This is a genomic window from Neotabrizicola paludis, assembly GCF_044142105.1.
GTDB lineage: Bacteria > Pseudomonadota > Alphaproteobacteria > Rhodobacterales > Rhodobacteraceae > Pseudogemmobacter.
Window position 1 is genome coordinate 140,647 of the sequence record NZ_JBGTYM010000007.1, and the last position, 11,495, is coordinate 152,141.

Below are 11,495 nucleotides of genomic sequence, written 5' to 3' on the forward strand. Positions count from 1 at the left end.
AGACTTCCGTCGCGCGGGGTCAACCGCCCGCCGAACTGTCGGGCAGGCGGCGTTCCGTCACATTCAGCGCGTCGGCCAGCCGTTGTGCGGCCGAGCCGGGGCGCAGCGGCTTCTGCTGGCCTTCGTGCGGCGCCCAGCCGGTCAGGCAAATCGTCTCGAACGTCGCGGAAACGCGGCCATCTCCGGTCGCGAAATTTGCCGCATAGATCTGCGCTGCGCGCAGGAAGAGGCGACGGGGCGAGGGGCGGCGCAACCGGGCCGCCAGCGCATTGCCCTCGCCCATGGCCCGCAGGTCCGCCATCAGATGAAAGGCGTCGCGATAGCTGACGGTCTGCGTGTCGCTGTCTGCCACCGGCAGCGCAAAGCCCGCACGATGCAGCAAGGCGCCTGCCTCGCGGATTTCGGCCATGGGCAGGACGCGGGGAGACAGCCCACCCATGACCACGCTCTCGGCCTCGGCCAGGGCGGCCCGCAACTCCTGCAAGGTCTGGCCGCCGAAGAACAGGCACAGCAAAAGCCCGTCGGGCCGCAGCGCCCGGCGGCATTGCACCAATTGTCCGACCGGATCGTCGGCCCAGTGCAGGCACATGGCATGGATGATCAGATCCTGCGACGCTTCCTCAAGGTCCAGCACCGCCGTATCGGCGATGAGCCGCGCCTGTGGTAAGGCGGCCTGCCACAAACCTGGAAAACCGCTGACCACGGCCACATCCGTAAAGGTTCTGTTAACCGCGCCGAGTCTTTCCTGAACATCGCCGACCACCGCTTCCTGCAGGAAAAGCGCAGGGTCGGGCAGGGCCAGGGCGCGGCGGCGATGGGCGTCCAGCGCCTTGCGATCGGTCAGAAGCGGGGCAGGGGGGGCGGGCGGCATCATGGCGGCGGACGATAGGCGGGCGGGGCGCGGATGCAAGCACTGATCCGCGCGATCTATCCGCCGCAATGCATAAGCTGCGAGGCCTTTGTCGCCTCGGATTTCGGACTCTGCGCCGAGTGCTGGCGCGACACGCCCTTCATCACCGGCCTCACCTGCCACAAATGCGGCACACCCTTGCCCGGCACGCCGGACGAGGGCGAGGTCCTGTGCGATGATTGTCTGCGCATTGCCCGCCCATGGCAGGCGGGCAGGGCGGCAATGTTGTATGACGCAAATGCCCGCCGCTTTGTCCTGGCCTTGAAACATGGCGACCGGATGGACCTTGCCCGGCCTGCCGCCCAATGGCTGCACCGCGCGGCGCGGCCCCTGCTCCAGCCCGACACGGTGGTCGTGCCAATCCCGCTGCATTGGTGGCGGATGATCCGGCGGCGCTACAACCAGGCCGCGCTTCTGTCCGCCGCGCTGGCACGAGAGGCGGCGCTGGCCCATTGCCCCGATGCGCTGATCCGGGCCCGCAACACCGGCAGCCAGGAGGGTCGCGACCGCGAAGGTCGATTCGCCAATATCCAGAACGCTTTCCGCCTGCACCCCCGCCGCCGCGCCGCGCTGGCGGGCAGGCCCGTGCTTCTGGTCGATGACGTGATGACCTCGGGCGCCACTTTCGCCGCCGCGACCGAGACCTGCCTTGCCGCCGGTGCAAGCTCGGTCTGCGTCCTTGCCCTTACCCGCGTTGCGAAGGATGCCTAAATCCCTATAGTTCGCGCCGAACACGGGGATCCTGCGATGCCGAAAGTCGAAATCTACACCACGCCCTGGTGCCCTTATTGCGTGGCTGCCAAGCGGCTGCTGGCCAAGAAGGGCGTGGCCTTCACCGAGATCGATGTCAGCGGCGATCCCGCCCAGCGTCAGGCGATGATGGCCCGTGCCCATGGCCGCCATACCGTGCCGCAGATCTTCATCGGCGGCCAGCATGTCGGCGGCAGCGATGACCTGCACGCGCTGGACGCCCGCGGCAAACTTGATCCGATGCTGGCCGCCTGATGCGTGCGGCTCTGATCCAGCTGAACGTTACCGACGATCCCGCCGCCAATCTGGCGGTCACGCTGGCGCATGTGAAAACCGCCGTCGCGGGCGGGGCGGGCTTTGTCCTGACGCCCGAGATGACCAATGGCCTGTCCTCGTCGCGTGAGCATCAGCATGCGATCTTCCGACCCGAGGCCCAGGACGAGACCTTGGCCGGTCTGCGTGCGGCAGCCGCAGAGGCGGGGATCTGGCTTCTGATCGGCTCGCTGGGCCTGACCACGACCGATGCGGATGGCCGCTTTGCCAACCGCTCTTTCCTGATCGCGCCGGATGGCACCGTCGCCGCCCGCTATGACAAGATCCACATGTTCGACGTGAACGTGTCGGAAACCGAGATCTATCGCGAAAGCGCGGGCTACCGGCCCGGCTCTGCCGCCGTGGTGGCGCAGACCCCCTTTGCCGCGATCGGAATGACCGTCTGCTACGACCTGCGTTTTGCCTATCTCTATCGCCGTCTGGCGCAGGCGGGGGCGCAGATCCTGACCGTTCCCGCTGCCTTCAACCACATCACCGGCGCGGCCCATTGGGAGCCGCTTCTGCGCGCCCGCGCCATCGAGACCGGCTGCTTCGTCCTGGCCCCCGCCCAGACCGGCTTTCACGCCGAGACCCGGGGCAAGGGCCGTCGCACCCATGGCCATTCGCTGGCCGTGGCGCCCTGGGGCGAGGTTCTGCTGGATGCGGGCAGCGACCCAGGGGTCTTCTTCGTCGATCTCGACCTTGCCCGGGTCGATCAGGCCCGCGCCCGCGTGCCTTCGCTGACCCATGACCGAAAGATCACCGGGCCATGAGCAGCGAACGCAACGATGAGCTTGCCGTTGCCCTGTTCGGCGAATTGTTCATGGCCGATCAGATCGCTCGCAACCGCATCTCGAAGGCTTTGCCCAAGGGGATGGAAATCTCGCAATTCTCGGTGCTGAACCACCTCGCCCGGGTCGCGGAAGAGCGCACCCCGGCACAATTGGCCCGCGCCTTTCATGTGACGCGTGGCGCGATGACCAACACGCTGGCGCGGCTGGAATGGGCGGGCCATGTCCATATCCGCCCTGATTGGGATGATGCGCGCCAGAAATTCGTCGCGATCAGCCCCGCGGGCCGCGCCGCCCGCGATGCCGCCGTTCAATCGGTCGCGCCGCTGATCGCCGATGTGGTGGAAAAGCTGGGCGCCGACCGCGTTCGGGCCGTCCTGCCTGTGCTGCGCGAATTGCGCGCCCGGCTTGAGGGCGAAGGCTAAGCAACCTGTCTATTGCTCGGTGATCAGCTGTGTCGTACGGCCGATTCCGACCACGCCGCTGACGATCCCCAGAACCGAAGCCGTCGCCGCCACCGGGCTTTCCGCCACCACGACCACATCCTTGTTCTGGATGTAGAATTCACCCGCGCTGAACAGCCCGTCGGCCGAGGTCAGGTCGATCACGAAGATCACGCGGTCCTTTTGCGGCCCGCTGCCATCGCTGCGCAGGGCGCTGTCGGGATAGTCGCGCAGGATCAGGATGCCCTTGGCATCGGCGCGGCTGTCATTCAGCCCCCCGGTCAGCGACAGCGCCTCAAGCGCCGTCACCCGGTCGCGCGGGAAGGGCACCGGCGCCTCGCGGCCCGACGCGCCCAGCGCCAGGAAGTAGCGATCGTCCTCTTCGACATAGACCTTGTCGCCACCGCGCAAGGTGGTGTCGAGCTTTGGATCTTTGAGCAGCTTCTCGGCCGAAATGCCGTAAAGCTTGCCGTCGCGTTGCAGGCGCACCTGCGGGTTCTCGGCCCCGGGCGGAATCCCGCCGCCCAGCGACAACAGGCCCAGAACGGTAAAGTCACGGTCAGGCAGGGGGTAGGTTCCGGGTTTTGCCACGCCGCTGACCAGATCGACCGTCGATTTGCGCCCCGGCGTATGGGCGATCATCACCTGTGCCGAGGGAACGATCGGATCAAGCTTGTCCTGAACAGCCTTGCGCGCTTCGTCAGGCGTCATGTTCGCAACATAGACTTGGTCCGCATAGGGCAGGAAAACCGTGCCATCGGGCGAGACCGTCACCCCCGGCAGGGCGACGATCTTCTGCCCGGGCACGGAGAGAAGTGAGCTTTCCCCAGCTTCCCAGACCGTCAGATCCAGCCGGTCGCCTGGGGCGATCAGGTTGCTGGCGGGGCCGCGCGATCGGCTGATCCAGCCGGAAACACCCGAGGAGTCACCGTTTCCGGGCCATTTTGCGATCCCGCTCGCGGTTTCGCGCGTGATATGGACCACCGCGAAATCCGCGGCCACATCCTGGGCACCCTTGAGAATCTGGCTTGCCTGTCCGGCACCTTTCGGCGGGTTGCATCCCGCCGCGACGAGGCACAAGGAAAGGGCGGCGGTCAGGCCGATCAAGGGGCGTGTCGTCATTCCGGTCTCCGGGCCGCAGCAGCCCCAGCGCCTGTGGACAAGGCAGGCCCCGCGACCATAATCAGCGGACACACGGGGTCAATCGCTGGCCCGCTGATTTTTGGGGGTAACTCTGGACGGGATCGACCTGGTCATCACCGGTGCGGGCGGAAGGCTGGGGCGGCTCTTGCTGGCGGCGGGCCGTGCCGCGTCTGTGCCGGGCCTTCGGCTTCACGCGGTCGGGCGCAACCAGAACGCGCATATTCAATGGGATATTCTGACGGACCCTGCGCCCGACTGGCCTTTGGGTGCGGTCGTCCTGCACCTGGCCGGTGTGGTCCGCGGCGATGAGCGATCACTTGCCGCCAACGAAGCCCTTGTTGCGCCTTTGACGCAGGCCTGCCGAAGAAATCGCGCCTGCGGTCTTTTGTTCGTGTCGACCGCAGCGGTCTATGCGCCGCATTCCGAAGCGGCGTCAGAGACCACGCCGCCCGCGCCGCAAAGCGCCTATGGTCGCGCCAAGCTTGCCGCCGAAGCCGCCCTTTCCCGCCACGATCCCGGATGCCGCGTCAGCATCCTTCGGCTTGGCAATGTGATCGGCGCCGACGCCTTGCTTGGCCCGCGTCCGGCGGCCGAGGTGATCACGCTCGATCCGGTTCCGGGTCAGCGTGGCGGACCTCTGCGCTCGTGGATCGGGCCGCAAAGTCTGTGGACGGTTCTGACCCATCTGGCGCAGGCCCTGACACGGGGCGACGATCTGCCCGACATCCTGAACATTGCCGCCGCGCCGCCGCTGCCCATGGCCGATCTGCTGGACGCCTCGGGCCGCGACTGGCGTTTCGGCCCAGCCAACCCAGCGGTCGTGCCGGTCGCGGTGATGGACACGGCCCGGCTTCGGGCGCTCTGCCCCCTGCCGCCCGTGACACCGGCCACCTTGATCGCCGAGCGGGCGGCGCTGCGGCCATGACCCTGTCCAAGCGTCTTTTCGACATCACGCTGGCCCTGGCGCTCTCGGCGCTTTTGCTTGTGCCGACGCTGTTCCTTTCGCTCTGGCTTCTGCTTCGTCAAGGTCGCCCGCTTCTGTACCGCAGCGAGCGGATGAAGACCGTCACCACCCCGTTCCGGCTTTGGAAGTTCCGCACCATGACCGCTGCGCCGCCAGGAGAAAGCGGCGTCTCGGGGGGCGACAAGACGGCGCGCATCACCGCCCAGGGCCGCTTCCTGCGCCGCACGCGGCTGGACGAGATTCCACAGCTCTGGAACATCCTCAAGGGCGATATGAGCTTTGTGGGTCCCCGCCCGCCGCTGCGCCAGTATGTCGAGGCCAATCCGGCGCTTTATGCCCGCGTCCTGAACAGCCGCCCCGGACTGACCGGATTTGCCACCCTGCATTTCCGTCGGCATGAGGAGCGTCTTCTTGCGGCCTGTGCCACGCCTGCGGAAACCGATGCCGTCTATTCCCGCCGGTGCATTCCCCGCAAGGCGCGGCTTGACCTGATCTATCAGCAGAACCGCAGCACCTGTGGCGACGCAGCACTGATCCTTGCAACCCTGAGGCAAGTCCTTATGCGCGATTAACCGCCCAAAAGGCGTGCAGCAAAGCCACGCGGGCCAGCGCAATCCGCAGGCGATATTGCTGCAAACCGATCTTCGCGGCATTGTCCGATCAAGAAGAATTGAGACGAGTGTCGAATGGCAGGTTTCCGGTCCGCTCTGTTCCGCTATTCGCATTTGCTGTCGCGGTCGCAGAAGCAATTCCTGATCTGGATGATCGACGTGCTTGTCGCGCCGGCTGCCTTCTATCTTGCCGTGGCCTTCGTCTATTCTTCCGCCTGGCCATCCGCTCAGCTTCAGCGGCTTTCGCTTCTGTTCCCCAGCCTTGCCCTGGCCGGCGGCATTGTCTCGCTTTCGCTGGGCCTGCCGCGGATCAAGCTCAAGACCTATGAGAATTTCGTCACGGTCGGGACTTTTCCCTATGCCGTCATGATGGGGACAGCGGCGCTTTTGCTGACAAGCCTTCCCGGCCTGTCCTTTCCGGTGGTCGGCACGCTTTCGTTCACCCTGATCCTGTTTCTCATGGCCATCGGTGCGCGCAGCGGCATGTTGCGTCTTTTCGTCTGGGTCTTGCGCGCTGGACGGGCCCAGGTTCGCGTGCTGATCTACGGCGCTGGCAGCACCGGCGCACAGCTTGCCTCGGCGCTGAAATCGCATGAAACCGTGCTGGTCGTGGGCTTTCTTGACGATGATGCCGCGTTGCACCGTCAGAAGCTTGCCGGTCTGCGGATCCATGCGCCCGACCGGATCGAGGACGTCGTGCGCAATCACGATATCACGCGCGTCATCCTGGCCATGCCCAGCCTGTCTATGCCCAAGCAGCAGCGCATGGGGCGTCAGTTGCAGCGCCTTGGACTTGACGTTCAGGTAGTGCCCTCTTTTGCCCAGCTTGTCGGCACCGAACGGCTGGTCGACACGTTGACACCGCTCTCGGCCGGGCAATTTCTTGGGCGGGACCATCTTGACCAGACGCTGCCCAATGGTGGTGCGGGCTATCACGGGCTGGTGGTCATGGTCTCCGGGGCGGGGGGTTCGGTCGGCTCGGAACTGTGCCGCCAGCTTCTGCCCTGCAAGCCGCGCCGTCTTGTCCTGTTCGAATCCTCTGAACTGGCACTGTACAACATCGACCGCGAGTTACGCGAACTGGCAGGCGCAGGCGCGGTCGAGATCGTGCCCGTTCTGGGATCTGTGACCGATGCCCGCGCCGTTCGCCAGGCGCTGGTCGGCAATGCGGTCGAAGTCGTGCTCCACGCCGCCGCCTACAAGCATGTGCCTCTGGTCGAGACCAATCCGATCGCGGGGATCCTGAACAATGTCATGGGCTCCCGCACCCTTGCCGACATCTGTGCCGCCGAAGGCCTGCGCCGCTTCTTGCTTGTCTCGACCGACAAGGCGGTGCGGCCGACCAATGTCATGGGCGCGACCAAGCGGCTGGCGGAACTGGCCGTGCAGGATCTCGCCCGTCGCTCGCAGCACACGCATTATTCGATCGTCCGCTTCGGCAATGTGCTGGGCTCTTCCGGTTCTGTCATCCCGCTGTTCAAGGAACAGATCGCGCGCGGTGGCCCCGTTACCCTGACCCATGACGATGTCACGCGCTACTTCATGACCATCACCGAAGCCGCCCGGCTTGTGCTTCTTGCGGGGGCTTTCAGCGATGATTCCAGAACGGGCCGCGCCGATGTCTTCGTGCTCGACATGGGCAAGCCCGTCCGCATCCGCCAGCTTGCCGAGCAAATGATTCATGCTGCGGGCTATACGGTGCGCGACGACCGGAACCCCACTGGCGATATCGACATAAAGCTTGTCGGGCTGCGCCCCGGTGAAAAGCTGCACGAAGAGCTTTTGCTTGGTCGCGGTCTGCTCAAGACCCCCCATCCCAAGATCCTGCGCGCCAGCGAAGAGGGCCTGGGCCGGATATCGATGCCGGTCGCATTGCAGCAGCTTGGATCGCTTGCCGCCGAGGGCGATGCCGAGGGCGCGCGGCGGCTGGTCCTCGATCTCGTCAAGGGCAGCGACGCGCCGGACGGACAGGAAACTGCGGCGGTTGGGTCATGATCGCGCAGGAAGATGCGGCGCCGTGCTGCCAAGGCTTGTCCGCTGCGCAAAGCGCCCGCATAGAGGGGACAACGGAGGAATGACCTTGTCCCGAACGCGCCTGCGCCTGACCCTTTCATCCGCTGTCCTTGCGCTTGCGGCGGCGCTGCCCGCCAGTTGGGTTCTGGCTGAAATGCGCCCGACCCCCAACATCAACGGTGCGCCCGGTCTGATCGACATGCCGACGGGCGAGGCGATGCCCGATGGCACGTTCTCCCTGTCGATCGGCAATTTTGGTCCGGTGACGCGCAGCACGCTCAGCTTCCAGATCACGCCCTGGCTCGCCGCCAGCTACCGGGTCCAGTATATCCGCAACTGGAATGCCGACGGGTTCGAAACCTATGACGACCGCAGCTTCGACCTGCGCCTGCGTCTGCTGGAAGAAACCGATTACCTGCCCGCGCTGAGCCTTGGCTTGCAGGACCTTGCCGGCACCGGGCTGTTTTCCTCGGAATACATTGCCGCCACAAAGACCTTTGGCGACCGGCTGAAGGTTACCGGCGGCATCGGCTGGGGGCGGCTTGGCAGCTACAATTCCTTCGGCTCGCCCTTTGGCGAACGCCCCCCGGTCGATATCGGCCAGGGTTCGGAACCCCAGCCGGGCACCTGGTTCAAGGGGCCTGCCGCTGCCTTCGGCGGGTTGGAATACCGGATCAACGACAACTGGACGGTCAAGGCAGAGTATTCCTCGGACAATTACGATCTTGAGGATGGCACCCGCGGCACGTTCGAGCGCTCCAGCCCGTTCAACTTCGGCATCGAATATCAGAAGGGCCAGAACCTGCGTTTCGGCGCCTATTCGCTCTATGGCTCGGAATATGGCATCGGCTTCCACCTGATCCTTGATCCCAAGCAGCGGATGGCGGTCGGCTTTGTGGGCGACGCGCCCGAACCGGTGAAGCTGCGCCCCCCGCGTGCGGCAGACCCGGACAGCTATGATCAGGGCTGGGTCACACAGCCCGATGCGGTCGATGTGCTGCGCAAGAATCTGGCGCGCCGGCTGGCCATCGATGGCATGGTGATCGAGGATTTCTCCTATACCGCGACCTCGGTCGACCTGCGGGTGCGCAACACCAAGATCGATTCGAGCGCCCAGGCCGTGGGTCGTGCCGCGCGCGCACTGACCCATATCATGCCCGCCTCGGTCGAGACCTTCCACATCGTCCCCGTCGTCTATGGCATGGGCGCGTCAAAGGTGACGCTGCGCCGCTCGGACATCGAGGCGCTTGAGCATGTTGCCGGCAACGATGCCGCCCTGCGCGACCGGGTGCAGGTGACCGATGCCCTGCCTGCCCCGACCAATGGGAGCGGCCCGGATGACGAACTTTACCCAAGGCTAAGCTGGAGCGTGACACCCGCCTTCCACTTCACCGATCCGCTGGAAGGCGATATCGGCCTGCGCTTCTCGGCCAGTTACGAAATGCGTCCCGGCCTGGTGCTGTCGGGACAGGTCTATCATCGCCTCGCCGAGAATTTCGATTCTCTGACCATGGGCGGCAGCAACCTGCCTCCGGTGCGCAGCGATGCCGAGGAATATCTGCTCGACGGCGATACCGCGATGGAGCGGCTGACCTTGGCCTATTACGCTCATCCCGCCGAAAACATCTACACGCGCCTGACGCTGGGATATCTTGAACGGATGCACGCCGGTGTATCGGGCGAAGTGCTGTGGCAGCGCCCGAACAGCCCGCTCGCCCTGGGCGTCGAAGTGAACTATTCGGCCCAGCGCGACACCGATGGCGGCTTCGGTTTCTCGCAATATGATTACCGGGTCGCGACCGGCCATGTCTCGGCCTATTACGATTTCGGCAATGGCTTTCTGGGCCAGGTGGATGTCGGGCGCTATCTGGCGGGCGATTATGGCGCCACTTTCAGCGTCGATCGTGAATTCGGCAACGGGTTCAAGGTCGGAGCCTTCGCAACCTTCACCTCGGCCAGTTTCGAGGAGTATGGCGAGGGCTCTTTCTCCAAAGGGTTCCGGGTCTCGATCCCGATCAGTTGGGTTCTGGGCCAGCCGACGCGCCAGGAAATGGGCAAGGTGATCACGCCGCTGCAGCGCGATGGCGGGGCGCGGCTTCAGGTCGACGGGCGGCTCTACGACACGATTCGCGACGATTACCTGAACCAGCTCGACGACGAATGGGGGCGCGTATGGCGCTAGGAATGCGGGCCTGCGGGCAACTGGCGCTGCTTCTGGCTGCGCTGGCCATGGCCGGATGCGGCAGCAAGTCGGATGGGCAGATTTCGCTGGGAGCCTTGGCGAAGTCGATGGTTCAGGGGCGCAAAGCCGCCAAGACCGCAAGCCCCGATCAGGTCAGCCGGCCCGATCTTGCGGCCCAGGGCGGGCCGGTCATGCGGATGAAGGTCGCCTCGCGTGGCATAGACACGTTTCTGGTGCGATACCAGCAAACGGGACCGATCTCGGTCTGGACCGATGGCAGCGGCACCACCTTCACTTTCCGCAATGGCGTGCTGATCGAATCCCGCGGTGCCGGAGGCGACCTGATGTCATCGGCCGCGCCATCCCCGGGCCAGCTTTCGGGCGGCGGCACCCATCCGCGCACCTATTTCGTCGCAGGAGACGAAGACCGCAATGAGCGCCGGGATTACAGTTGCACTGCAGTGGTCGCCGGTACCGAGACGCTGGTCCTGCAGGGCCAAAGCCACACCACCCGCCATGTGACCGAGACCTGCAGCCGCTCCATAGGCCGCTTTATCAATGAATATTGGTTCGAAGGTGGCACGATTCGCAAATCGAAGGAATGGCTTAGCCCAAGCGTGGGCTATGTCGTCTTCGAGCGGATCATCGACTGATCCGCCGCGAAATTCGGCGCTGTCTTGCCGCAAATTTGCGAATCAGCCGGGAAAGCGGTGCGCAGCTACAACAGCTTTTCGCTGTTCTTCGGCAAACCGATGATCTGCTTTGAATCTGGTCGCGGCGATGTTACCTCTAGGGTCAGTGTTCCTTGGAGGTCTCACATGAAGAAACTGCTCACCGCAGCCGCCGCCATCTCGATGGTCTCGACCGCTTCCTTCGCCGGTGGCCCGGTTGTCATCGCTGATGAGGGCGAGCCGGCCGTCGTCACCAAGCCGACTTCGGGTGGCTGGCTGCCGCTCCTGGCTGGCGTTGTCATCATCTGCGCCATCGCTTGCGGCGGCAGCGACAACAACACCAGCACCCCCGTCGAGCCGGAATAAGCGGCACGGGTTGCAGATCGCCCAAAGAACCGGCCCTTGGCCGGTTCTTTTGTCTCTAGGGCGCGCGGTTCGCCGCCGTTTCCGCCCCGCTTGATAGTCCTCACATTTTGGATGAGCTTGCCATGAAAACCCTGATCGCTTCGACTGCAATCGCCGTCATGCTCTCTTCTGCCGCCTTCGCCGGTGGCCCCGTCGTCATCGCCGATGAGGGCGAGCCGGCCGTCGTCACCAAGCCGACCTCGGGTGGCTGGCTGCCGCTTCTGGCTGGCATTGTGATCATCTGCGCCATCGCCTGCGGCGGCAGCGACAACAACACGACCACCACGCCCGAAACCTGAA

Annotated in this window: 13 protein-coding genes; 11 read left to right on the forward strand and 2 right to left on the reverse strand. The window is 65.0% G+C overall.

Annotation, left to right across the window (positions count from 1 at the left end):
* Window positions 1–19: 19 nt before the first annotated feature.
* The gene (locus ACED67_RS15345) at window positions 20–874 is read right to left on the reverse strand and encodes a methyltransferase domain-containing protein (protein ID WP_395542587.1); all 855 of its coding nucleotides are present in this window, start codon (window positions 872–874) and stop codon (window positions 20–22) included.
* A 30-nt stretch (window positions 875–904) separates the two neighbouring features.
* Between ACED67_RS15345 and ACED67_RS15350 the strand changes: the two genes are divergently transcribed.
* The 4 genes from ACED67_RS15350 to ACED67_RS15365 are packed head-to-tail and all read left to right on the forward strand — an operon-like array spanning window position 905 to window position 3,188.
* Entirely contained in the window at window positions 905–1,621 is a 717-nt protein-coding gene (locus ACED67_RS15350; protein WP_395542588.1) for a double zinc ribbon domain-containing protein, read from the forward strand.
* 36 nt (window positions 1,622–1,657) lie between these two features.
* Window positions 1,658–1,915 carry a glutaredoxin 3 gene (grxC, locus tag ACED67_RS15355; RefSeq protein ID WP_395542589.1) on the forward strand — a complete coding sequence of 86 codons (258 nt, stop codon included), beginning with the start codon at window positions 1,658–1,660 and terminating at the stop codon, window positions 1,913–1,915.
* Window positions 1,915–2,745, forward strand: a complete 831-nt coding sequence (locus ACED67_RS15360) for a carbon-nitrogen hydrolase family protein (RefSeq protein WP_395542590.1) — start codon at window positions 1,915–1,917, stop codon at window positions 2,743–2,745. Before grxC ends, ACED67_RS15360 begins: the two co-directional genes overlap by 1 nt.
* A complete protein-coding gene (locus ACED67_RS15365; RefSeq protein ID WP_395542591.1) occupies window positions 2,742–3,188 on the forward strand; it encodes a MarR family winged helix-turn-helix transcriptional regulator in 447 nt (148 codons plus the stop codon). The genes ACED67_RS15360 and ACED67_RS15365 overlap by 4 nt, the downstream gene beginning before the upstream one ends.
* Before the next feature lie 9 nt (window positions 3,189–3,197).
* Here the strand turns inward: ACED67_RS15365 and ACED67_RS15370 are convergent, their stop codons facing one another.
* On the reverse strand, window positions 3,198–4,328 hold the full coding sequence (locus tag ACED67_RS15370; RefSeq protein WP_395542592.1) for a polysaccharide biosynthesis/export family protein: 1,131 nt from the start codon (window positions 4,326–4,328) through the stop codon (window positions 3,198–3,200).
* A 100-nt stretch (window positions 4,329–4,428) separates the two neighbouring features.
* Here ACED67_RS15370 and ACED67_RS15375 point away from each other — a divergent pair, with 100 nt between their 5' ends.
* The 7 genes from ACED67_RS15375 (at window position 4,429) to ACED67_RS15405 (ending at window position 11,494) form a co-directional block, all read left to right on the forward strand.
* Window positions 4,429–5,274, forward strand: coding sequence for an NAD-dependent epimerase/dehydratase family protein (locus tag ACED67_RS15375; RefSeq protein ID WP_395542593.1), 846 nt, complete (start codon window positions 4,429–4,431; stop codon window positions 5,272–5,274).
* A complete protein-coding gene (locus tag ACED67_RS15380) occupies window positions 5,271–5,885 on the forward strand; it encodes a sugar transferase (protein WP_395542594.1) in 615 nt (204 codons plus the stop codon). The genes ACED67_RS15375 and ACED67_RS15380 overlap by 4 nt, the downstream gene beginning before the upstream one ends.
* 114 nt (window positions 5,886–5,999) lie before the next feature.
* Window positions 6,000–7,919, forward strand: coding sequence for a polysaccharide biosynthesis protein (locus ACED67_RS15385; RefSeq protein ID WP_395542595.1), 1,920 nt, complete (start codon window positions 6,000–6,002; stop codon window positions 7,917–7,919).
* A gap of 79 nt (window positions 7,920–7,998) precedes the next feature.
* Window positions 7,999–10,119: a YjbH domain-containing protein gene (locus tag ACED67_RS15390; RefSeq protein ID WP_395542596.1), complete on the forward strand. Its 2,121-nt coding sequence runs from the start codon at window positions 7,999–8,001 to the stop codon at window positions 10,117–10,119.
* Window positions 10,110–10,772 carry a YjbF family lipoprotein gene (locus tag ACED67_RS15395; protein ID WP_395542597.1) on the forward strand — a complete coding sequence of 221 codons (663 nt, stop codon included), beginning with the start codon at window positions 10,110–10,112 and terminating at the stop codon, window positions 10,770–10,772. Before ACED67_RS15390 ends, ACED67_RS15395 begins: the two co-directional genes overlap by 10 nt.
* A gap of 165 nt (window positions 10,773–10,937) precedes the next feature.
* The gene (locus tag ACED67_RS15400; protein ID WP_395542598.1) at window positions 10,938–11,156 is read left to right on the forward strand and encodes a hypothetical protein; all 219 of its coding nucleotides are present in this window, start codon (window positions 10,938–10,940) and stop codon (window positions 11,154–11,156) included.
* Between the two features lie 122 nt (window positions 11,157–11,278).
* Window positions 11,279–11,494, forward strand: coding sequence for a hypothetical protein (locus ACED67_RS15405; protein WP_395542599.1), 216 nt, complete (start codon window positions 11,279–11,281; stop codon window positions 11,492–11,494).
* The last annotated feature ends 1 nt before the right edge of the window (window position 11,495 follow it).

Bases quoted from the DNA above. Each gene is read 5' to 3' on its own strand.
- ACED67_RS15360 (WP_395542590.1), top strand. From the start codon at position 1,915: ATGCGTGCGGCTCTGATCCAGCTGAACGTTACCGACGATCCCGCCGCC.
- ACED67_RS15345 (WP_395542587.1), bottom strand. From the start codon at position 874: ATGATGCCGCCCGCCCCCCCTGCCCCGCTTCTGACCGATCGCAAGGCG.
- ACED67_RS15385 (WP_395542595.1), top strand. From the start codon at position 6,000: ATGGCAGGTTTCCGGTCCGCTCTGTTCCGCTATTCGCATTTGCTGTCG.
- ACED67_RS15390 (WP_395542596.1), top strand. From the start codon at position 7,999: ATGACCTTGTCCCGAACGCGCCTGCGCCTGACCCTTTCATCCGCTGTC.
- ACED67_RS15370 (WP_395542592.1), bottom strand. From the start codon at position 4,328: ATGACGACACGCCCCTTGATCGGCCTGACCGCCGCCCTTTCCTTGTGC.
- ACED67_RS15395 (WP_395542597.1), top strand. From the start codon at position 10,110: ATGGCGCTAGGAATGCGGGCCTGCGGGCAACTGGCGCTGCTTCTGGCT.
- ACED67_RS15350 (WP_395542588.1), top strand. From the start codon at position 905: ATGCAAGCACTGATCCGCGCGATCTATCCGCCGCAATGCATAAGCTGC.
- ACED67_RS15380 (WP_395542594.1), top strand. From the start codon at position 5,271: ATGACCCTGTCCAAGCGTCTTTTCGACATCACGCTGGCCCTGGCGCTC.
- grxC (WP_395542589.1), top strand. From the start codon at position 1,658: ATGCCGAAAGTCGAAATCTACACCACGCCCTGGTGCCCTTATTGCGTG.
- ACED67_RS15365 (WP_395542591.1), top strand. From the start codon at position 2,742: ATGAGCAGCGAACGCAACGATGAGCTTGCCGTTGCCCTGTTCGGCGAA.
- ACED67_RS15400 (WP_395542598.1), top strand. From the start codon at position 10,938: ATGAAGAAACTGCTCACCGCAGCCGCCGCCATCTCGATGGTCTCGACC.
- ACED67_RS15405 (WP_395542599.1), top strand. From the start codon at position 11,279: ATGAAAACCCTGATCGCTTCGACTGCAATCGCCGTCATGCTCTCTTCT.